This window comes from Desulfotignum balticum DSM 7044 (assembly GCF_000421285.1).
Classification (GTDB): domain Bacteria; phylum Desulfobacterota; class Desulfobacteria; order Desulfobacterales; family Desulfobacteraceae; genus Desulfotignum; species Desulfotignum balticum.
In genome coordinates this window covers 4,165,312-4,185,427 of sequence record NZ_ATWO01000001.1, presented here as the reverse complement: position 1 = coordinate 4,185,427, position 20,116 = coordinate 4,165,312, and the positions used below count along the sequence as shown (strand labels likewise).

The following is a 20,116-nucleotide window of genomic DNA, read 5'->3' as shown; positions in this document are numbered from 1 at the left end:
TGATTTCCAGCAAGATATTGAAAGGTGGAATAATGAAAACAGTGACGCTTGATGTTCGAACACCTGCCGATGCCATGGCAGATTTTACACAGGCCTGGAACACAGGAAAATCAGAGAAGTCAGCCCGCATAAGCTTTGCGTCTCCAGAGCTGCTCTGGCGGGTATTGACTGCAAAACGCTGGGAATTACTCAAGGTCCTCTGCGGCGCGGGGCCTGTATCAATTCGAGAAGCAGCCCGGCGTGCCGGCCGTGATGTCAAGGCTGTTCACGGCGATGTGACGGCATTGCTGAATGCCGGCATACTCGCTCGCACGGACAAAGGGTGTATCGTTTTTCCATATGATGCGGTTAAAGTCGAGTTTCTGCTGCATGCGGCATAAGGCCATCCAAAGGAAAATTATGAAAAACATATTCGCATCCATACCGGATGCCTTTGAAGAAGAACTTTTTGACGATCTGCTCAAAAGCGGCAATATACGCATAGAGCGGATACTCTCCAAGGGACAGTCGTCGCCGGCACAGGGATGGTATGACCAGTCTGAGCATGAATGGGTGGTTGTGCTGGAGGGATCCGGCATCATCGCTTTTGAAGACGGCAGAGAAATCACTTTGGGCAGAGGGGACTGTATCAACATCCCCGCCCATGTCAGACACCGGGTTAAATGGACAGATCCGGACCGGGTCACGGTCTGGCTGGCGGTATTTTACGACTGATTTTTCCTCTTGATGACCTGATGGACGCTTTTAAAATTGTCGTTATTTGATGTAGGGCCGTGGAGTCCACTATGGACTGGGCTCGACAGCGATCTTCCCGCCACGGGCAAACGCTATCCCCGAAATGACAACATCCGCTTCCCATTGCCATCAAAGAACCTGGACCAGGGAGATCTGGTGCTCCGTGTCCGGGATGAGCGCAGCAACGCCACCCGGCATTTGCTATAAACAGATTTATACAAAAGGTAAAATTGATTCCAACTTTAAAGACAAAACGATTGACGTTAAGACCTTTGTCTAAATCCGACCAATCTGCCATGGTCGATGCGATCATGTCAGATATGGATGTCATGCGCTGGCTGCCATATTCTGACGCTGTATCAACTTTTGAGGGACAGCAAGAAGTTGCTTTAGGGTATATCAATGATTTTATCAAGCCCTGGGATACTCTTGGATTTGGTGTGTGGGCTATTTGCATTGGGGATACTGAACTGGGTCCAGTGGGAACCTTTATCGGGTACTGTGGGTTCCTTCCTGAACAGATTGAGGGATCCGGACCGGAAATCGCCTATGCCGTGCGCAAATCCATGTGGACCAAAGGGTTGGTAACAGAGGCGCTTTCTGCATGCCTTGACTGGATTTTTATTAAGCCCGAGATTCATTTTGTACATGCGGTAACTGACAGGGAAAACTTTGCATCCCGCCGTGTAATGGAAAAAATCGGAATGAGGCATGAAAAAGATGTTGACCTCTACGAATCTGTGGCTAAAGGTAATGGCCTGCTTCCGTTTTATTATATAGATCGCGAGGTCTATATTAGAAACAGGCCAGACTGAAAGCCAACCTGACGCAGGTCCGGCTCGCTGAAAAACTTGGCATCCATGCAGCATAAGGCCATCCAAAGCAATTTTATCCCATGAACCGGTTCAAAGAAAACATGATCCGCCAGCTGACCCGCCATGAAGGCCTGCGCCTCAAACCCTACCTTTGCCCGGCCGGCAAGCTCACCATCGGCATCGGCAGAAACCTGGAGGGCAAAGGCATCACAAAACAGGAAGCTGTCATGCTGCTGGAAAACGACATCCAGGAATGCCTGGATGATCTCATACCGCTGTTCGATGCATTTGACACGCTCCCCGAACCGGTCCGGCAGGTCCTGGTGGACATGCGGTTCAACCTGGGCCCGGGGAGGTTCCGGCAGTTCAAGAAAATGATCGCTGCCGTCAACGCCCGCAATTTCCCCCAGGCCGCCGCACAAATGAAAGCCTCCCGGTGGTACCTTCAGGTGGGAAAACGTGCAGAAACCCTGACCGCCATGATGGCATCGGCACAGCTGCCGGATGGTTAAATCTCAGCAGTATTCTGCCGGGCAGCGACGATCGCCTGGTGCTGTAGAAATGGGCCGGGCTCGACAGCGATCTTCCCGCCACTGGCAAACGCTATCCCCGCAATGACAACATCCGGTTCCCGCTGCCATCAAAGAACCTGGACCAGGGGGATCTGGTGCTCCGTGTCCGGGATGAGCGCAGCAACCCCACCCTGCATCAGCTTTAAGGAGAACAAAATGAACATACCCATGTATCAGGTTGACGCCTTCACCTCCACCGTTTTTTCCGGTAATCCGGCCGCTGTCTGCCTGCTGGACACATGGCTTGACGATGCCGTCCTGCAGGCGGTTGCCGCTGAGAACAACCTGTCAGAAACCGCGTTTCTGGTTCAAAACACCACCGGTTTTGACCTCAGGTGGTTTACCCCGGTCACAGAAGTGGCCCTGTGCGGTCATGCCACACTGGCCAGCGCGTTTGTGCAGTTTTTTTGCCAACACTGGAACAAAGATACGATCGTTTTTGACACCCGCCACAGCGGACCGCTGACGGTTGCCCGAAAGGGGGATCTCCTTGAAATGGATTTTCCGTCCCGCCCCCCAGCGGCCTGTGAGCTATCTGAAAACCTCAGCCGAGCTCTGGGTGAGGCGCCCCAACAGGTGTACAAATCAGCCGAAGACCTGATGGCCGTATTTGACAGTGAAACCACCGTGGCCGGGATGCAGCCGGATATTGCCCTGCTGGCACAGCTGGACTGGCGGGGAATCATTATTACGGCACCGGGAGATCACTGCGATTTTGTATCCCGGTTCTTTGGGCCAAAGGTGGGCGTTCCCGAAGATCCGGTGACCGGCTCTGCCCACTGCGTGCTGATCCCCTACTGGGCATCCGTGCTGGACAAAAACGACCTTCATGCCCGGCAGGTTTCCCAACGGGGCGGAGAGCTGTTCTGCCAACTTGCCCATGACCGTGTCAGGATTGCCGGCCGGGCAGCACTCTATCTGGAGGGGATGATAAAGATTTGAATCTTCAGCCGCAATTTTGACAGGATGTATTGGATATAAACAGATTTATACAAACAATGAGATCATCAAAGGGAATACCCGTTGAGCAACATTTATATACCGGCTAAAGGACCTGAGGATTGGGCACAGCTACTGGCTGATCCTGTGAAACATTGGAGGACAGGATACTCTGCGCGGACGCTTGCTTACTCCTGGCAAAGCGCTGACGGCTTTCCTGCTGAAATAAAGGCGGCGTTTTCCGAAAACGAGTTTCTTTTTGATATCCAACTACTTATAGCCATTCCAGAACACAAGGTTCCTTTGGTGGGAGGATCCAAGCCATCACAGAATGATATATGGGCACTGGCACGAACAAGCAGCGGTTTAGTCTCGATCGCTTTAGAAGGAAAGGTATCGGAACCATTTGGCCCAACGCTGTCAGACTGGCTGGCGCAAGGATCTAAAGGGAAAGCTTCCCGACTGGCGTTCCTTCGCCGTGAACTGAATCTGAATGAAGCTTTGGCCGGCACGATAAGGTATCAGCTTATCCATCGCACCGGGTCTGCCGTCATTGAGGCGAAACGCTTCGGAGCCCCGCATGCTGTTATGCTTGTGCACTCGTTCAGCCCAACCCGTGAATGGTTTCAGGATTTTGAGGCATTTGCAGTGTTGTTGCGTACCGAAGCTGCAATCAATCGTGTCGTTTATGCCGGGCAACGTGGAGGCGTTCATCTTCATATCGGCTGGATATGCGGAAATGAAAAATTCCTGGCTACATAGCAGCCGGACATGTCCCTGAAGCTATGCTCCCCAAAAATCAAACAGAGGTCGCTGCAGAATGAAGAATGAAAAGAAAAAGCAAATGACCCTTTCTCCAAAACAGACTCCCAATCTGGCCGAACTGCCACAGCTTCCGGACGGCTATCAGGATTTTCTCAGCGAAGTTTCCACTCTGCTGGCGGCAGCCAGAAAACAGGCAGCCCGGGCGGTCAATACTGTCCTGGTTGCCACCTACTGGGAACTTGGAAGAAGAATCATCGAGTTTGAACAGGCCGGTAAAGAGCTTGCCGGTTATGGGGAACAACTACTGCAAAGGCTTTCCTCTGATCTGGGCAAACGATTTGGCCGGTGATTTTCCGTGGACAATCTGGAGAGCATGCGTCTTTTTTACCTAACCTATATGGAATCAAAGATTTCCCAGACAGTGTCTCGGAAATTGGCTGAACCGAAAAAATCCGGGACACCCTCGAACATGATTTCTGACTATGAACGAGGCAAGCGAAGGCTTTCACCCGAAATGGCAGAGCGCATCGCTGAAATCCTTGATATCAAAGCAGACAGAATTTCATAATGAACCAGTTCAAAGAAAACATGATCCGCCAGCTGACCCGCCATGAAGGCCTGCGCCTCAAACCCTGCTGCTGCGGCCTTGATGAAAAAAAAGATTTTTGTTTGATCGTTGTTTGACTGGTCAGCCCCCGGCCGGGCTGCCCTTTATCTGGAGGGGATGACACATATATATATGAAAGTAAATATTCAAAAAATCGAGGGTAGTTGGAAACTGGGTTTTGTTTTAGATAAGCATGTTGATTATTCAGAATTTTTAGGTACAGACCAATTTGGCCATGATCGATTTGATACTGTAAGGACTGAAGTCGGTGAAGCCATTTTTCAATTAAAATATCGAAATGACTTGTCACAAATTGACGTTCTATCTTCGGCCTTTGTTGAAAATTTGGGTGGATTTTTTAAAAATGTAGGGCTTGTGATTCCAATGCCACCTTCGAAAAACAGGACTGTTCAACCCCTTACACTCCTGGCAAAGGCTGTTGCCAAAAAATTGGATAAACCTTTCTTTGAAAAAATCCTGGTCAAAAATATTACGACACCCCTTATGAAAGATTTGGTCACAAAAGAAGATAAAGAAAATGCCCTGAAGGGAGCATTAAGCATTAACGATGAAATCACTAACGATGGGAAATGGGATTTTCTCATCATAGATGACTTGTACGCATCAGGTGCCTCTTTAGGGGTTGCTACCGATATATTAAAAACCTATAATAAGGTTAATAATATTTATGTAGGAGCGTTTTCAAGGACGAGATGGTTATGACAACTGTTTTTATTTCAGGTTCTATGGGGATCAAAAATTTGGACAAAAAAATTGTTCAAAAGATTGACAGTATAATCAAAAGAAATCATAAAGTGATCGTCGGAGATGCAAGTGGAGTGGATAGTTCAATCCAAAGATTATTGAAACAAAAAGAATATAAAAATGTAACAGTTTTTTGCAGCGGAAACACCGTGAGAAATAATATAGGCAAATGGCCTGTAAATAGAGTGGTTGTTGAAGATAAGACCTCAAATGCAAGATTATTCTATACAGCTAAAGATCTCCAGATGGCTAAAACGTGTGATGTCGGTTTTATGGTTTGGGATTCAAAGAGTACTGGAACATTAAGCAATGTTTTAGAATTGTTGAAACAACAGAAAAATTCATTGGTATTTATAAACAAATTAAAAGGATTCAAAAAAGTCTGCAATCTTTCTGATTTTGAGGAGTTGGTTTCAATCATGAATAACAACTCTTTGGAAAAGGCTGACAAAAAGATTAGGATTAAAAGTAAAATCAGCACCCTCAAACAAATGGAACTTTTTCCAGTCTAAGACCGGCAAACTTCAAAAAACTGATCATTCTCAACACGCAATATCCTGCGGTACGAGACCATCGTTCAACTGAGGAAACCAGGCCTTCTCATCTATGGACAGGCACAATGCAAAGGGGAATTCAGGGAGGAACCCATGGAAAAATACCTGCCCATCATTTACGTGCGGGGATACGCCGGAAGCCAGTGGGCTGTGGAGTCCACTGTGGACCGGCCGTACTACGGCTTCAATCTCGGCTCCACCCAGGTGCGTACCGGCCCGGACGGTGATCCGGACTTCTTCATCTTTGAAAGCCCCCTGGTCCGTTTGATCAAGGACCACGGCTACACAGATCTCTTTGCCCGGACCGGCAATGACGGGGCCGTGGAGCTGCTCAACGGCGAGGACAAGCGGTATGAAGCCGGCAGATTCCCTGTCCGGTCCCTCTGGATCTTTCGCTACTATGACCGGACCTCGGAACGTGCCGGCGACGGCACCCGGCATCTGATTTAAGGAGAACAAAATGAACATACCGATGTATCAGGTTGACGCGTTCACCTCCACCGTTTTTTCCGGCAATCCGGCCGCTGTCTGCCTGCTGGACACATGGCTTGACGATACCGTCCTGCAGGCGGTTGCCGCTGAGAACAACCTGTCAGAAACCGCGTTTCTGGTTCAAAACACCACCGGTTTTGACCTCAGATGGTTTACCCCGGTCACGGAAGTGGCCCTGTGCAGTCATGCCACACTGGCCAGCGCGTTTGTGCAGTTTTACTGCCAGAACTGGAACAAAGACACGATCGTTTTTGACACCCGCCACAGCGGACCGCTGACGGTTGCCCGCAAGGGAGATCTCCTTGAAATGAATTTTCCATCCCGCCCCCCGGCCGCCTGTGAGCTGTCGGATACCCTCAGCCGTGCCCTGGGTGAGGCGCCCCGGCAGGTGTATGAATCAGACGAAGACCTGATGGCCGTATTTGACAGCGAAACCACCGTGGCCGGGATGCAGCCGGATATTGCCCTGCTGGCACAGCTGGACTGCCGGGGAATCATTATTACGGCGCCGGGAGAACACTGCGATTTTGTATCCCGGTTCTTTGGGCCAAAGGTGGGCGTTCCCGAAGACCCGGTGACAGGCTCTGCCCACTGCGTGCTGATTCCCTTTTGGGCATCAGTGCTGGGCAAAAATGACCTTCATGCCCGGCAGGTTTCCCAACGGGGCGGAGAGCTGTTCTGCCGGCTTGCCCATGACCGTGTAAGGATTGCCGGCCGGGCAGCACTCTATCTGGAGGGGATGATAAAGATTTGAATCTTCAGCCGCAATTTTGAAGGATGTAGGGGATACTGAACTGGGTCCAGTGGGAACCTTTATCGGGCACTGTGGATTCCTTCCTCAACAGATTGAGGGATCCGGACCGGAAATCGCCTATGCCAAGCGGAAATCCATGTGGATCGAAGCTTTTGGTTATCATGTCGAGAGGGAAACTGCATGAATGAAGATATCGTACAAATAAAGAATCACGATCCATCTCAGTCTCTTTTCCAGGATATCAAAAACCTGATTGAAACGGGGCGCTCCAAGGTGGCAGTTACCGTCAATAAGGCTTTGACTCTTCTTTACTGGCAGGTTGGGCAGCGCATCCATAAAGAGATCCTGGTCCATGAGCGGGCCGAATACGGAAAACAGATTTTGCAGACACTGGCTGCAAAATTAACAGAAGCTTATGGACAGGGGTGGAGCGAAAGAAATCTGGCCTACATGGTTAAATTTGCACAAGTTTTTCCTGATCCTGATATTTTGCAGGCACTGTGTGCAAAATTGAGTTGGAGCCATTTCAAAGACTTGATTTATATTCAAGACCCTCTAAAACGGGAATTTTATGCGGAAATGTGCCGCCATGAAAGCTGGAGCGTACGAACCCTGAGAAAAAAAATCGATGCCATGCTTTTTGAACGCACAGCCTTGTCCAGAAAACCCGATGAAGTCATTGTTCAGGAACTGAGAGACTTGCGGGAAACTGATAAATTATCGGCGGATCTGGTTTTCCGTGACCCGTATTTTCTTGACTTTTTGGGACTCCAGGACCGGTACGTGGAGAAAGATATTGAGGATGCTATTTTACGGGAACTGGAGCATTTTTTGCTTGAGCTTGGCAGCGGATTCGCGTTTTTGGCCCGCCAGAAACGGTTTCAACTGGACAATGACGATTATTACATTGACCTGCTGTTTTACCATCGGCACCTGAACCGGTTGATTGCCATTGACCTGAAGCTGGGGGATTTCAAGGCACAGGACAAAGGCCAAATGGAGCTGTATCTCAGATGGCTTGCCAAAAATGAACAGCATCCGGAAGAAAAATCACCCCTGGGTATTATCCTTTGTGCCGGGAAAAAGCAGGACCTGGTGGAGCTGATGGAGTTGGGACAGTCCGGTATTCATGTGGCTGAATACCTCACGCTTCTGCCGGAAAAAGCCCTGTTGCAGCAGAAACTGCACGATGCCGTCACCAAGGCCCGGCTTCGCCTGGAAAACAGGAGAGCAGAGGACGAATGACGTTGGAAACCAAGAAGGCTTTACAGTTCAAGATCAAACAGATATGTTGCAAAAGGACATAGATGTTTTCGACCCTCCCATCATTTACGTGCGGGGGTATGCCGGAAGCCAGGGGGCTGTGGAGTCCACGGTGGACCGGCCTTACTATGGCTTCAATCTCGGCTCCACCCAGGTGCGGGCCAAATGGGCCGGGCTCGACAGCGATCTCCCCGCCACGGGCAAACGCTATCCCCGCAATGACAACATCCGCTTCCCCCTGCCGTCAAAGAACCTGGAACAGGGGGATCTGGTGCTCCGTGTCCGGGATGAGCGCAGCAACGCCACCCGGCATCTGCTTTAAGGAGAACAAAATGAACATACCGATGTATCAGGTTGACGCGTTCACCGCCACCGTTTTTTCCGGCAATCCGGCCGCGGTCTGCCTGCTGGACACATGGCTTGACGATACCGTTCTGCAGGCGGTTGCCGCTGAGAACAACCTGTCAGAAACCGCTTTTCTGGTTCAAAACACCACTGGTTTTGACCTCAGGTGGTTTACCCCGGTCACAGAAGTGGCCCTGTGCGGTCATGCCACACTGGCCAGCGCGTTTGTGCAGTTTTACTGCCGGCACTGGAACAAAGATACGATCGTTTTTGACACCCGCCACAGCGGACAGCTGACAGTTGCCCGAAAGGGGGATCTCCTTGAAATGGATTTTCCGTCCCGCCCCCCAGCCGCCTGTGAGCTGTCTGATACCCTCAGCCGCGCCCAGGGTGAGGCGCCCCAACAGGTGTACGAATCAGCCGAAGACCTGATGGCCGTATTTGACAGCGAAACCACCGTGGCCAAAATGCAGCCGGATGTTGCCCTGCTGGCACAGCTGGACTGCCGGGGAATCATTATTACGGCGCCGGGAGATCACTGCGATTTTGTATCCCGGTTCTTTGGGCCAAAGGTGGGCGTTCCCGAAGACCCGGTGACCGGCTCTGCCCACTGCGTGCTGATTCCCTTTTGGGCATCGAAGCTGGGAAAAAATGACCTTCATGCCCGGCAGGTTTCCCAACGGGGAGGAGAGCTTTTCTGCCGGCTTGCCCATGACCGTGTCATGATTGCCGGCCGGGCAGTACTCTATCTGGAGGGGATGATAATGATTTGAATCGGCTGCCTGGCTGACGGAAAAAACACTGTCGGAAAAGCGCATCATCGGCTATGATCACAATATGGTACGGATCGACCATGCTTATCAAGGCAATTTCGTATCATATCAGTTCCGCCCCTTTTTTGTGCAAGCATAAACATCCTTTTGTTGACAAATAGCACCTACTATCTTAATCCTTGTTTTAGAAGTCCAGTGCTAATTGTTTAATTGTGGATATTACCAAATATAGGTATGGTTACATTGATTCAAGTATTTGATTTTTTTGCCGGATGTGGCGGAACAAGCAAAGGTTTTGAGATGGCTGGTTGCAATATTGTTTTTGCACTTGATAATAATCTGGATGCCACGCTTACTTTCAAAAAAAATTTTCCCGATACAATAGTTTTAAATAAAGATATTAACAGGATTAAAATCGAAGAAATTGAACCACTGGTTTCCGGATGCAAAGGGAAGCCATTATTGTTCTGTGGGTGTGCTCCTTGCCAACCATTCACAAAACAAAAAACAACGAAAAAAGACAGGGATAATAGAATACAATTGTTGTCTGAATTTCAACGTTTTGTTAAGGCATTTAAACCTCATTACGTTTTCGTTGAAAATGTGCCGGGGATGCAAAAGCAGGTTTTTCAAAGCAGCCCCTTTAAGACATTTGTAGATTATTTAAGAAATGATGGATATTCATACGAATTTAAAGTAATCCAATCTCAAGATTATGGTATACCTCAACAAAGAAAACGGCTGGTTTTAATAGCATGTAAGACAAATCAAATATCAATTCCTAAAAAAATATGTGACCCTTCTAAAAGTTTAAAAGAATATTCAACTGTTAGAGAATGGATTTCTGACCTTCCACCGATAGAAGCAGGAGAAGAACACCCGACTATTCCGAATCACCGCTCTGCGCAGTTAGAACCGATAAACCTCAAGCGAATCAAATCCACTCCAGAGGGTGGTAATAGACTGAATTGGCCTAAATCTCTTTGGCTTGATTGTCATAAGGACGGATATAAAGGTCATACTGATGTTTACGGAAGAATGAAATGGGATGAACCTGCAACCGGGTTAACTACTAGATGTATAAGTCTTTCAAACGGTCGATTCGGGCATCCAGAACAAAATCGAGCTATTAGTATTCGTGAAGCAGCATGCCTCCAGACATTCCCACGCGATTTTATTTTTCACGGAAATCTGAATTCGATGGCAAAGCAAATCGGTAATGCAGTACCTGTTAAATTAGCCGAAGTGTTTGGAAAGCACATGATAAAACACTATAGGAATCTGAATGGCAAAATTCAAAACTAGAGCACGGACAGTTGATCTTCTTGGTAGACAGCAGATAGCCGGTATTCCAACAGCTATAAGCGAACTTTTTAAAAATGCTCATGATGCTTATGCTGACAATGCATTGGTTGATTATTTCCGATCCGACGGACTTTTTGTTTTGCGTGATGATGGAGTTGGAATGACTAAATCGGATTTTGAAAATCGATGGCTCACCATTGGTACAGAAAGCAAAGTCAAAGAGCAGTCAGGAATGGAGCCTCCCTATTCACCTCCAGATAAACCGGAAAGGGTTACAATGGGTGAAAAAGGGATTGGACGTCTTGCTATCGGAGTAATCGGGAATCAAGTTCTAATCTTAACCCGTGCTAAAAGAAACGGAGTGCTCGATGATCTATTAGCAGTTTTCATCAATTGGGATCTTTTTGAAGTCCCTGGAATTGATATTGATGATATCGAAATCCCAATTAAAATCCTTCCGGGTGGGACTCTTCCAGATGTGGATGATGTTAATTCCATGGTCGATGTTGTCCGTCAAAACTTAGATACATTAGCATCAAAAATAAATGATGACGTTCGACACAAAATTGTTAAAAATCTTGATGCTTTTATTGTTGATCCGGATGACTTGGAATCCTTTGCATCCGGGCCGACTCTCAAAGAGAACGGTCACGGGACACATTTTTATATCCTTCCTTCTAATGAAACAATCTCTTTGGATATAGATGAAGACCGTCGAAGAAATGATGATCCCATCTTTACAAAATTTTTATTGGGATTTTCCGATACCATGACGACTACAGAAACTCCGCTTTTAAAAACGGAATTTCGGGACTGGAAAACTGATGTTCCTGGCGATTTTATTGAACTCATAGGCCCTGGCGAGTTTGTCACACATGCTGAGTTCAATATGGCTGATCACCATATTGAAGGAAAATTTGATGAATATGGGCAATTTGATGGAACGGTAACGGTTTACGGACAAAATCCGATTAACCATGTGGTTTCATGGAGCAAGTCGAGAGGTCGAGAGACATTATGTGGGCCCTTTTCATTTAAACTGGCTCATATTCAGGGTAACCAGAGAGAGAGCTCACTTCCTCCAGAGGACTATACAAGAATCTCCCAAAAATTATACCGTGTCGGTGGCGTTTATGTTTATCGAGATGGTATCCGAGTTCTTCCGTATGGCAATCATGATCATGATTTTTTAGATATAGAAAAAAACAGAACAAAAAGTGCCAGCTATTATTTTTGGTCTCATCGAAAAATGGCAGGCGCAATTAACATCTCCCATAAAAATAGAAAATTAGTTGAAAAAGCTGGCCGAGAAGGCTTTCAACAAAATACAGCATATCGGCAATTTTGCGATATATTAAAAAATTTCCTTTTTCAGATTTCTTCAGATTTTTTTAGGGAAGGTGGAATAAAGGCAGAAGATTTTATCCAAGTAAGAGAAGAATTAAATAAACAGGATGCCGCCTTGAAGAAAAAGGATCGGCAATCGAAAACAAAAAGAAATAAATTTTCTAAAGATTTGAATACCTTCTTTTCTAAAACGGAATCTTTGGAATACGAGAGTCGAATCAAAGCAATTGTAGACAATATTCATGATGCACTCAGAAAGGCTAAAAACATTGAAACACCTGATCAGGCGGCCAATCTGCTTATCAGATCCGAGAATACGGCAAATACTGAACTTGAAAAATTACGTTCGGATTATACTTTAGTTAGACCAAGAGGCGTTGGGTTAACAAAACAGCTGGATCGAGACTGGAAAGCTTATCTATCAGAGTATCAGAGGCTGGAAGAAGAATATTTCAAACCCACTGCAAAAGAGATATCCGAAATTATAGGCGCGTCTGCAAAACAAGCAAGGATATATGTTGATCAAAGAAAAAGGCTTGAAGTCCTAATAAAACAAACTAGCGAAAAATCTTTTAAAAAGGTTCAATCCAAAGCAAATGAAACAAAAATTTCTTTAAAAAATACCGAGCAAAATGTTCAGGACCTTGTAAAAAATAGTCTTACCGAAATTCAGGATTTAATTACACAAATTGAAATCGATTTCAATCGTACAAATATCGAAAATATGGACGGCGGCTCAATTGATGAGTTAAAGATTTCCATTGAATCAAGATTGAACAAAGCGGCTGAAAGCCACGAAGAAGTTCTTGAAAGTGTAAAACAACAATTGGATATAATTCAGCTTTCAAGAGATGAAAAAGGGTATTTGATTTCACAAACCGACATGCTTGCCGCTCAAGAAAATGAACTACTCGCATTACAAGAGAATGCCGATGCAGACCTGGAATTAACCCAATTGGGTATGGCGGTTGATATTATCAATCATGAATTCACCAGTAGCATTCAAACTGTGAGAAAAAATGTGTCCATGCTTAAAAATTGGGCAGATGTGAATGAAGACTTAAAACCTCTATATCAAAATATTCGGACCAGTTTCGAACATCTTGACGGGTATCTTTCTTTATTCACACCATTAAATAGACGTTTGTATAGAAAGAAAATAGATATATCAGGAAAAAGAATTGCCAAATTTTTAACCAATCTGTTTGAAGAAAGATTAAAAAGACATGATGTAGATATGATCGTCACAGATGCCTTTAGTGCCCTTACGATACAAAGTTATCCGTCTACATTTTATCCTGTATTCGTCAATTTAATTGATAATGCCGTTTTCTGGATGAGAGATCAAAGCACAAATAAAAAAATTACACTTGATGCAATAAAAGGTGCTTTTATAATACAAGACACAGGCCCCGGAATTCCGATGAGAGATCGCCAAGCTATTTTTGAAAAAGGCTTTTCGCGTAAACCCGGAGGAAGGGGGCTTGGGTTATTCATTTCAAAAGATATTCTTAAAAAAGTTGATTACGATTTGATCATTGCTACCGAATATCAAAAGGGTACTTGTTTTAAAATACAACCATTAAAAGCTTAACCTATAAGGGGAAGTCATTGTGACCGAATCTGCCTTTTTTAACCATTCCAAAAAGATTATCGAAGACTTTCTATCCACTGCTATAATTTTTGATGACCAAGCATATTTTGGCGATTTTAATCCTGATCCTCCCAAAGATGTGGTATCCCCAGCAAAACGGAAAACAGCGTCTCAAAAGAAAGAAGATAAAAATACCAAAGAGATTGAAAACAAAGGCACAGAAGACATTCTGAAACCCTCCCACGATTTGAATGCAAAGATGGTCATTAACAGCTTTGCTAAAAAGGGTATTCTTTGTTCAGTGATCAAGCCCGAGGAACAGGAGCTTGAGACGCTCCATGAAACAGTGGCATCACTAAGTCAGAAATCAGATTTGATCATTTTCGATTGGGAATTAAGTCAAGAATCTGGAAAAACCGCACTTGGTTTAGTAAAAGAATCAATGAAAATTTTCAATGACAGTTCTCCACAACAACTTCGCCTTATTGCCATTTATACAGGTGCTACAGATATTAACAGGGTCTTTTCTCAAATTATCGAAGAACTGAAAAATGAATATTCAGTAAAAAATGTGGATGATCGATGCTGTCAAATTGGTGCTTGCCGATTGTTAGTTTTTTCTAAAAAAGCTGCAAAAACTGCAGACGATGTTAATAAAATCGCTTTTGAGGATTTGGCTGATTTTTTAATAGATGAATACACAAAAATGACGAAAGGCTTAGTATCAAATGTTGTAATGAAAAGCTTTTCCGCAATCAAACAAAATACACACCAAATTATAAATAAATTTTCAGGTTTGGATCATCCATTTTTGACTCACAGGACATGTCTTCCAAAACCAGAGGAAGCCGAAAACCAAATTGCGACTTTAATATCAGAAGAAATACAGTCTTTACTTGAGGAGTATGGTGTCGGAAATTCTTCAAATTTTGAAGTTTTAAAGCTTTATTTTCAAAATCAACCAAACGATAAATATTATTCCTTAAACAAGTTAAAGAAGGATAAATGTCTGACGAAACAGCAAGTTTTATACCTTTTAGAACATGGAATACCCTCGGAAAACGAAAATCGTCCTCCAATTTTATCAACAGAGGTTCTAAACAAGAAAGAGTTGAAAAAATTATTCCAGTTTCTTACCAATATGTACTCTGACTCTGACGATGAGAACCTTTTGGATTTAAAGTATGCTGCTTTGACAACATTAAAATCAAAATACTCTGATAACTTCCCATATTTAACATTGGGCACAATTGTTAAAGATATGTCAGGCGAAGAAGGATATTGGATATGCATTCAGCCGGGGTGTGACAGTGTGAGATTGACAAAAGACACCTCATTCCCCTTTTTGCCACTAAGCCAAAAAGGGGATATTCATTGTGTTATTCGAGATAGTTCCGAATCATTAACAAGAAAAAAAATATCGTTAAAATTTTCAGATTGTCGAAAAAGTACTTTCTCGCCCGATCCAACATCAAAAAATATTATAGCCTTCAAAAATGAGAATGATTTTTTTTTCAAAAACACAAAAGAAAATGTGTTTAAATTTATTTGTGAGATGAAACCCGGCTACGCCCAAAGACTGTCTAACAAATTCGCAGCGAATATATCTCGAGTTGCTACGAATAACTCAGAATGGTTGCGACGGTGTGAAGAAAAGAAACTTTGATAATGGCGGATTTTATGACTACAGCCCAAAGAAGTAGGGCCATGTCAAAAGTTTCTGGTAAAGATACAAAACCAGAGATAAAAATTAGGTCAGGTCTGCATCATCTCGGATTTAGATTTAGGTTGTACGATAAGAAACTACCCGGCAAACCGGATATAATTCTACGCAAATATTCTAAAATTATCTTTGTGCATGGTTGTTTCTGGCATTATCATTTGAATTGTTCCAAATCTAAAATGCCCCAGACACGAAAAATATTTTGGGAAAATAAAATAAAAAACAATGTTCGTAGGGATATCGAAAATATAAAGAAATTAGAAAATTTAGGATGGAATATAGCAGTCGTTTGGGAGTGTGCCACGAAAAATCATGATAAGCTTTGCAAAACAATCAATTCTCTTAGTCTATGGATAAAGCATGGGCAATCCTATTTCGAAATTCCTGAATAACTAATGCTTAACGACGTAGCGAGACAAAACTATGAAGAGCCGGATGCGTTAATTGCGCACGTCTGGATCTGTGAGAGGAGAGAGAAAGAAAATGTCCCTCTTCTACCCGACAATGAACAGGAAGATTGAAAAGGAGTTGATTTTATTCTGCTTCGGCAGTATTAAAAATTCTGATTGAAAAAAACAACAGAAGGAAGAGGAGGATGCGGTTTTATGAAAAATTTTGCAACCATTGCCAACAGAAGCGATCTAATCAGAACAGTTCTATATTTTGTTGTTGTGATAGCAACTTCATTCTTGTTTCGTGATTTACTTGTAAACTTATCTTTAGGCTTTTTATTGTTCTTTGTGATTTTATTACCCCATGCTTTCCGTTATCAAAAAAAGAATTCTTCTCTATCAGACTATTTTCTATTGGATAGATCTCTTCCAACTACAGGTTTTGCAAGCAGTCTTTTAGCAACCAACTTGTCTTTAGGCAACTATTTAATAGTTGTTTTTATATTGGGTTATTTTTTTGGTATTAATGGAATTATTATTTCAATTATTGGTATATTTGCAAATTATTTAGGAGCTAGTTTTTTAATACCGAAAATAAAACCCTTCATAACTGATTCTGTAATAAATATAGGGACGATTAATAACTTTATTGGGATGTCTCATAACAGTTTTTTGCTAAGAAAGTATTGTGCATCAATTACTATATTCAGCCTTTTTTTAGCAATTGTCTTTGAACTTCACATCCTAACCATCATAATTGCGAACATTTTCAAACTATCGCCAACTTTCATATTTCCATGTCTTGTTTTAATCATTTGTATATATGCTTCAATTGGGGGATTTGCAGCAGTTGTTTTTACAGATTTGGTTCAGGCAGCAATGAACATTGTTGTTGTATTCACTCTTTTGCTCTTTTTTTATTATTTTTTTGATCCTTCATATGAACTCATTTTAAGCAAATTGGACTCTGAATCCATGCCTTGGACGATATGGGTTTCAGTGCCTACTTTGTCTTTATTCTGGTTTATCTCATCTTTAGATCAATGGCAGAGAACAAGCGCATCTGGAGATATTTCAGTTTCATTGAAGGGAACATTTTGGGGATTGTTAGGCATGGCTTTTATCGGAATTGGATTTGTTGTTCTTGGCATTGTGGACAATCAGGCGTTCCTCCCCTTCTTGAATAATCAAGGGATTAGTCTATTAGATAATCAAGGAATTTCCTTGCTAGACTTTTTTATGATTAATGAAATTGTAGGTATCAGTAATTTGGGATTTGTGGTTTTAGTCTTATGGGGGTTGGCATTGATCTTTGCGGCTTTATCAACAGCTGATACTTTTATGATTGCGATCTCCCATTCAATAGTTGGCGATTACATTCTTGGTTCGAGAAATATCCACTACTGGAAATCGAAAGAAAAGGGAAATCCATACGTTAAGATGGCTCAAGGCTGTGTTGTCTTTTTGGGTATATTTGTAATTATAATTTGGTTCATTTTGGATCATTTTATGTTGATTCGTGATCCACTAAATTTCTTTTTTGTGGCTTATTCAGGACAGTTCGCTCTCACAGGTTCTGTGATTTTTGCAGCATTAAAGTTAAAATTGAATGCTAATGTCAGTATTGTTAGTGTTACGGTAGGTGTTCTTTTATCCTACGGATTAGGTGGATTTGCCCTATGGTCATATTTAGGCGGCATTGAGCCTTTTATCGTGCTGAAGAGTGAAGAAATCGTTTCATTAACCCCTGTTTTTACCATTTTTGGAAGTGTTATGACATATCTTTGCGGATATTTACTCAAGTTTCGCACCCCCCTTCAGGGTGATTGAGGGTTAAAAATATCCTAAAATTTTACTACTTTTTATAGAAAAGGACTCCTGATAGTGGTATATATAAGCTGCTGAATTCAAACATAAACCACACAAAAGGAGTCCTTGAAATATGTTTACCAGAAATTGCCGAAATTTTAAAGGAGAAATCGAGTTTTATCTGAATAATGGCCAGAATGTTTTTGATTCGAAAATCGATAGTGTCTTTAAGTCTCTGAAAGTGAAGACCTATCTCTGTCGCGCAAACATTAAAAAGCAAGAGGGGTATCACTCTGCGCATCTCCTGTTCATATTGTTCATGTTGCCGTTACTACAACTCAAGACCGTCCACTCTTATTGCCGGAAACAGTGGCAACAGTGGTCTGTCTGCAGAAAAGACACCTATTATCGGTTTAAAAAGAACACACAATATCGGTGGCGGGCATTTATGAACGGCATAAACTATGAAATTTTTAAAAAAGCAGAACTCCATAAACTCCCTCAAGAGGATCAGTGCTTTGTAATTGATGACACCATTCTCCAGAAAACTGGCAAAAAGATAGAAAATGTCACGTATCTCCATGATCATAATATTGGCAGGTCGGTATTGGGGGTCTGCATCCGGAAATACAGACTTTCCGAACTATATCAGAAAATTCGAAATGGTTTCAAAAAAGATGCTCGTACAGGCTTACTGCTGAAAAGGGTCAAAGTAACTCTGCCTGATTGTGATGAGCCAGTGGTAATCCTGTTTTCCAAAGGTTATCAAGAGCCTGAATTAGAACCGGTAAACGGTCGGAAAAAGAAAAAAACACCCTCTTGGGTAGCATTCCTTTGTACAAACCCCAAACTGCATTCAGCTTCAATCATTAAAAAGTACATCAAACGATGGCCAATCGAAGTATGTTTCAAAGAATGCAAACAGATGCTCGGCCTTGGTAAAGATCAATCCAATGATTTCAACGGGCAGGTAAATTCGTCCACCTTAAGTTTTCTGAGATACAACGTCCTTAACTACCTCAACGTTGCCGAGAACTATTCAACCATGGGCGGGCTTTTCGAAAGTTTAGTCGACGACGCTGCCGTAAAAAGCTACTCAGCACGTTTGTGGGAGTTTTTCCGAGGCCTTTTCCATGTCAGTTTTTCAAAGATCTTTGACCTCTTCGATATTCAGGAGGATTTTCAAGCCTATCTTGACACTTTAGAGCAAGCCCTGTCTGGATTTACACCATTTCAGGGGTGCGAAACTTGAGATATTTATTATTGAAATTGCATACCAATTCTTGAAACTTAAGACATATAAGGAGATTTCATATGATTACACTCGATAGGGAGCTTTGCTTTACACTTATGTATATTTTGTGTTTAATAATATCTTGCACGTATAAATATTTTCTTGATGCTGTCTTTCAGAAAGTGTTGAATAGAGAGGCTTCAAGTCCATTGAACCCTGAAAAAGCGATTATACGATCTGAAATTAGCTCCATAACCATTATCATGAAAGTTTTTTGTGCTTTCAATATCCCTGTTTTTCTTCTTTTACTTCTCAGTTATTTTTCTGAAATATCTTTTTTTGAATACTGTTTCAGCGTTTCATTAAGTAGTCTTTTAATTCTGCTTGCATTGCATAAATACGGCGAAAAAAGATGGTGGGAAGGGAAGAATATTCTCACATATTTGTTCGACAAATAACTTTGAATTTGCATATGAATCCTCAATTTCCCAAAAACGAATGGTGGAAACCTGCTAATGAAGGCGGTTTCTTTGGTAATAATTATATACTGGGCGATGAATGGTATGATCGCTATCTCAATGATCGCTTAATGACAAGGAAAAATAGAATATTTAGAGAAACAAGTGGCATATCCGATATTGTCAAAAGACATCAGCTTAATGGATTGTTTCTTTTTTGTCCTTGTGGAAATGGCAGATTGTTGAATTCATTTAAAATGATCAATTCGAAGCTAATCGGTATTGATTTGAATTTTAATTACTTGTACCATGCTAACAAAACAAAGCAAAAAAATGTTTTATCTTTGATAAATTCTGATATGAGATATCTGCCATTTAAGGATAATGTTTTTTCAATGATTGCAAACATGTGGACCTCATTTGGTTACTTTTCGCAACATGAAGATAATGTCCATTTATTGAAAGAATGGTATAGAATCTTAAATCAGAATGGACTTGTCATTATTCATTCCAATATTAATCCAATACAAGTAGGGCACTGGGATGGTGGAAGGCGACAAAAAAGAATAACACTCTCAAATGGGGGTATTTTGGAAATAACTGAAACCTTTGATGTAAGAAATGAAAAAATTTGGGGTGTGTGGGAGTTCGTTGGAAAACAAAAAACGGAATATAATCAGTATGCTATTACTGTATGGTCCATAGAAAAATGGAAAGCAGTTGCTCAGAAAATCGGATACGAAATAGTAAATATATTAGGATCAATTCAGGATATTGATAAGTCTTTATCGATGGAAGATGAAGAATGCGTTATTCTTTTACAAAAAAGATAGATGGTCACCACGCGGCGAGTGCTGAATAACGGGAGAATGGTC

The 20,116-nt window shown here is 42.8% G+C and carries 23 protein-coding genes; all 23 read left to right on the top strand.

Going from position 1 to position 20,116, the window contains the following annotated elements; all coding sequences use genetic code 11:
- Window positions 1-32: 32 nt before the first annotated feature.
- The 23 genes from K365_RS0120955 (at window position 33) to K365_RS0120830 (ending at window position 20,074) form a co-directional block, all read left to right on the top strand.
- The gene (locus tag K365_RS0120955) at window positions 33-380 is read left to right on the top strand and encodes an HVO_A0114 family putative DNA-binding protein (RefSeq protein WP_024336166.1); all 348 of its coding nucleotides are present in this window, start codon (window positions 33-35) and stop codon (window positions 378-380) included.
- 19 nt (window positions 381-399) lie between these two features.
- Complete coding sequence (locus K365_RS0120950; RefSeq protein WP_024336165.1) at window positions 400-714, top strand: cupin domain-containing protein; 315 nt, start codon at window positions 400-402, stop codon at window positions 712-714.
- Between the two features lie 251 nt (window positions 715-965).
- Entirely contained in the window at window positions 966-1,550 is a 585-nt protein-coding gene (locus K365_RS26860; RefSeq protein WP_024336164.1) for a GNAT family N-acetyltransferase, read from the top strand.
- Window positions 1,547-1,606 (top strand): hypothetical protein, encoded by a 60-nt coding sequence (locus K365_RS29505; RefSeq protein ID WP_353740182.1) that lies wholly within the window; start codon window positions 1,547-1,549, stop codon window positions 1,604-1,606. Before K365_RS26860 ends, K365_RS29505 begins: the two co-directional genes overlap by 4 nt.
- Before the next feature lie 24 nt (window positions 1,607-1,630).
- Window positions 1,631-2,062 (top strand): glycoside hydrolase family protein, encoded by a 432-nt coding sequence (locus K365_RS0120940; RefSeq protein WP_024336163.1) that lies wholly within the window; start codon window positions 1,631-1,633, stop codon window positions 2,060-2,062.
- Window positions 2,063-2,278: 216 nt separating this feature from the next.
- Window positions 2,279-3,064 carry a PhzF family phenazine biosynthesis protein gene (locus tag K365_RS0120930; RefSeq protein WP_024336162.1) on the top strand — a complete coding sequence of 262 codons (786 nt, stop codon included), beginning with the start codon at window positions 2,279-2,281 and terminating at the stop codon, window positions 3,062-3,064.
- An 81-nt stretch (window positions 3,065-3,145) separates the two neighbouring features.
- On the top strand, window positions 3,146-3,823 hold the full coding sequence (locus tag K365_RS0120925) for a DUF6946 family protein (protein WP_024336161.1): 678 nt from the start codon (window positions 3,146-3,148) through the stop codon (window positions 3,821-3,823).
- 82 nt (window positions 3,824-3,905) lie between these two features.
- Window positions 3,906-4,175, top strand: coding sequence for a DUF1016 N-terminal domain-containing protein (locus K365_RS27565; RefSeq protein ID WP_245569228.1), 270 nt, complete (start codon window positions 3,906-3,908; stop codon window positions 4,173-4,175).
- Window positions 4,176-4,199: 24 nt separating this feature from the next.
- Window positions 4,200-4,394 (top strand): helix-turn-helix domain-containing protein, encoded by a 195-nt coding sequence (locus K365_RS29500; protein WP_024336159.1) that lies wholly within the window; start codon window positions 4,200-4,202, stop codon window positions 4,392-4,394.
- Window positions 4,395-4,550: 156 nt separating this feature from the next.
- Window positions 4,551-5,156 carry a ComF family protein gene (locus tag K365_RS0120905; RefSeq protein WP_051147881.1) on the top strand — a complete coding sequence of 202 codons (606 nt, stop codon included), beginning with the start codon at window positions 4,551-4,553 and terminating at the stop codon, window positions 5,154-5,156.
- Entirely contained in the window at window positions 5,153-5,710 is a 558-nt protein-coding gene (locus tag K365_RS0120900) for a hypothetical protein (protein ID WP_024336157.1), read from the top strand. Before K365_RS0120905 ends, K365_RS0120900 begins: the two co-directional genes overlap by 4 nt.
- A 135-nt stretch (window positions 5,711-5,845) precedes the next feature.
- Window positions 5,846-6,202: a hypothetical protein gene (locus K365_RS0120895; protein ID WP_024336156.1), complete on the top strand. Its 357-nt coding sequence runs from the start codon at window positions 5,846-5,848 to the stop codon at window positions 6,200-6,202.
- Window positions 6,203-6,212: 10 nt separating this feature from the next.
- Window positions 6,213-6,998, top strand: coding sequence for a PhzF family phenazine biosynthesis protein (locus K365_RS0120890; protein ID WP_024336155.1), 786 nt, complete (start codon window positions 6,213-6,215; stop codon window positions 6,996-6,998).
- 180 nt (window positions 6,999-7,178) lie between these two features.
- The gene (locus tag K365_RS0120880) at window positions 7,179-8,243 is read left to right on the top strand and encodes a PDDEXK nuclease domain-containing protein (protein ID WP_006967988.1); all 1,065 of its coding nucleotides are present in this window, start codon (window positions 7,179-7,181) and stop codon (window positions 8,241-8,243) included.
- 43 nt (window positions 8,244-8,286) lie between these two features.
- Window positions 8,287-8,583 (top strand): hypothetical protein, encoded by a 297-nt coding sequence (locus tag K365_RS0120875; RefSeq protein ID WP_024336154.1) that lies wholly within the window; start codon window positions 8,287-8,289, stop codon window positions 8,581-8,583.
- A 10-nt stretch (window positions 8,584-8,593) separates the two neighbouring features.
- On the top strand, window positions 8,594-9,379 hold the full coding sequence (locus K365_RS0120870; protein WP_024336153.1) for a PhzF family phenazine biosynthesis protein: 786 nt from the start codon (window positions 8,594-8,596) through the stop codon (window positions 9,377-9,379).
- A 243-nt stretch (window positions 9,380-9,622) separates the two neighbouring features.
- Window positions 9,623-10,684, top strand: coding sequence for a DNA cytosine methyltransferase (locus K365_RS0120865; protein WP_211221142.1), 1,062 nt, complete (start codon window positions 9,623-9,625; stop codon window positions 10,682-10,684).
- On the top strand, window positions 10,665-13,625 hold the full coding sequence (locus tag K365_RS0120860; protein ID WP_024336151.1) for an ATP-binding protein: 2,961 nt from the start codon (window positions 10,665-10,667) through the stop codon (window positions 13,623-13,625). The genes K365_RS0120865 and K365_RS0120860 overlap by 20 nt, the downstream gene beginning before the upstream one ends.
- A 19-nt stretch (window positions 13,626-13,644) precedes the next feature.
- Window positions 13,645-15,291 (top strand): response regulator receiver domain, encoded by a 1,647-nt coding sequence (locus tag K365_RS0120855; protein ID WP_024336150.1) that lies wholly within the window; start codon window positions 13,645-13,647, stop codon window positions 15,289-15,291.
- A gap of 14 nt (window positions 15,292-15,305) precedes the next feature.
- Window positions 15,306-15,740, top strand: a complete 435-nt coding sequence (locus tag K365_RS0120850) for a very short patch repair endonuclease (protein ID WP_156887765.1) — start codon at window positions 15,306-15,308, stop codon at window positions 15,738-15,740.
- Between the two features lie 213 nt (window positions 15,741-15,953).
- A complete protein-coding gene (locus tag K365_RS0120845) occupies window positions 15,954-17,570 on the top strand; it encodes a sodium:solute symporter family transporter (protein WP_024336148.1) in 1,617 nt (538 codons plus the stop codon).
- Window positions 17,571-17,997: 427 nt separating this feature from the next.
- Window positions 17,998-18,801 carry a hypothetical protein gene (locus tag K365_RS0120840; protein ID WP_156887764.1) on the top strand — a complete coding sequence of 268 codons (804 nt, stop codon included), beginning with the start codon at window positions 17,998-18,000 and terminating at the stop codon, window positions 18,799-18,801.
- Window positions 18,802-19,195: 394 nt separating this feature from the next.
- Window positions 19,196-20,074: a class I SAM-dependent methyltransferase gene (locus K365_RS0120830; RefSeq protein WP_084489951.1), complete on the top strand. Its 879-nt coding sequence runs from the start codon at window positions 19,196-19,198 to the stop codon at window positions 20,072-20,074.
- Window positions 20,075-20,116: the final 42 nt, after the last annotated feature.

Bases quoted from the DNA above. Each gene is read 5' to 3' on its own strand.
- K365_RS0120955 (WP_024336166.1), top strand. From the start codon at position 33: ATGAAAACAGTGACGCTTGATGTTCGAACACCTGCCGATGCCATGGCA.
- K365_RS0120950 (WP_024336165.1), top strand. From the start codon at position 400: ATGAAAAACATATTCGCATCCATACCGGATGCCTTTGAAGAAGAACTT.
- K365_RS0120940 (WP_024336163.1), top strand. From the start codon at position 1,631: ATGAACCGGTTCAAAGAAAACATGATCCGCCAGCTGACCCGCCATGAA.
- K365_RS0120930 (WP_024336162.1), top strand. From the start codon at position 2,279: ATGAACATACCCATGTATCAGGTTGACGCCTTCACCTCCACCGTTTTT.
- K365_RS27565 (WP_245569228.1), top strand. From the start codon at position 3,906: ATGACCCTTTCTCCAAAACAGACTCCCAATCTGGCCGAACTGCCACAG.
- K365_RS29500 (WP_024336159.1), top strand. From the start codon at position 4,200: ATGCGTCTTTTTTACCTAACCTATATGGAATCAAAGATTTCCCAGACA.
- K365_RS0120905 (WP_051147881.1), top strand. From the start codon at position 4,551: ATGACACATATATATATGAAAGTAAATATTCAAAAAATCGAGGGTAGT.
- K365_RS0120900 (WP_024336157.1), top strand. From the start codon at position 5,153: ATGACAACTGTTTTTATTTCAGGTTCTATGGGGATCAAAAATTTGGAC.
- K365_RS0120895 (WP_024336156.1), top strand. From the start codon at position 5,846: ATGGAAAAATACCTGCCCATCATTTACGTGCGGGGATACGCCGGAAGC.
- K365_RS0120890 (WP_024336155.1), top strand. From the start codon at position 6,213: ATGAACATACCGATGTATCAGGTTGACGCGTTCACCTCCACCGTTTTT.
- K365_RS0120880 (WP_006967988.1), top strand. From the start codon at position 7,179: ATGAATGAAGATATCGTACAAATAAAGAATCACGATCCATCTCAGTCT.
- K365_RS0120875 (WP_024336154.1), top strand. From the start codon at position 8,287: ATGTTGCAAAAGGACATAGATGTTTTCGACCCTCCCATCATTTACGTG.
- K365_RS0120870 (WP_024336153.1), top strand. From the start codon at position 8,594: ATGAACATACCGATGTATCAGGTTGACGCGTTCACCGCCACCGTTTTT.
- K365_RS0120860 (WP_024336151.1), top strand. From the start codon at position 10,665: ATGGCAAAATTCAAAACTAGAGCACGGACAGTTGATCTTCTTGGTAGA.
- K365_RS0120850 (WP_156887765.1), top strand. From the start codon at position 15,306: ATGACTACAGCCCAAAGAAGTAGGGCCATGTCAAAAGTTTCTGGTAAA.
- K365_RS0120845 (WP_024336148.1), top strand. From the start codon at position 15,954: ATGAAAAATTTTGCAACCATTGCCAACAGAAGCGATCTAATCAGAACA.
- K365_RS0120840 (WP_156887764.1), top strand. From the start codon at position 17,998: ATGAACGGCATAAACTATGAAATTTTTAAAAAAGCAGAACTCCATAAA.
- K365_RS0120830 (WP_084489951.1), top strand. From the start codon at position 19,196: ATGGTGGGAAGGGAAGAATATTCTCACATATTTGTTCGACAAATAACT.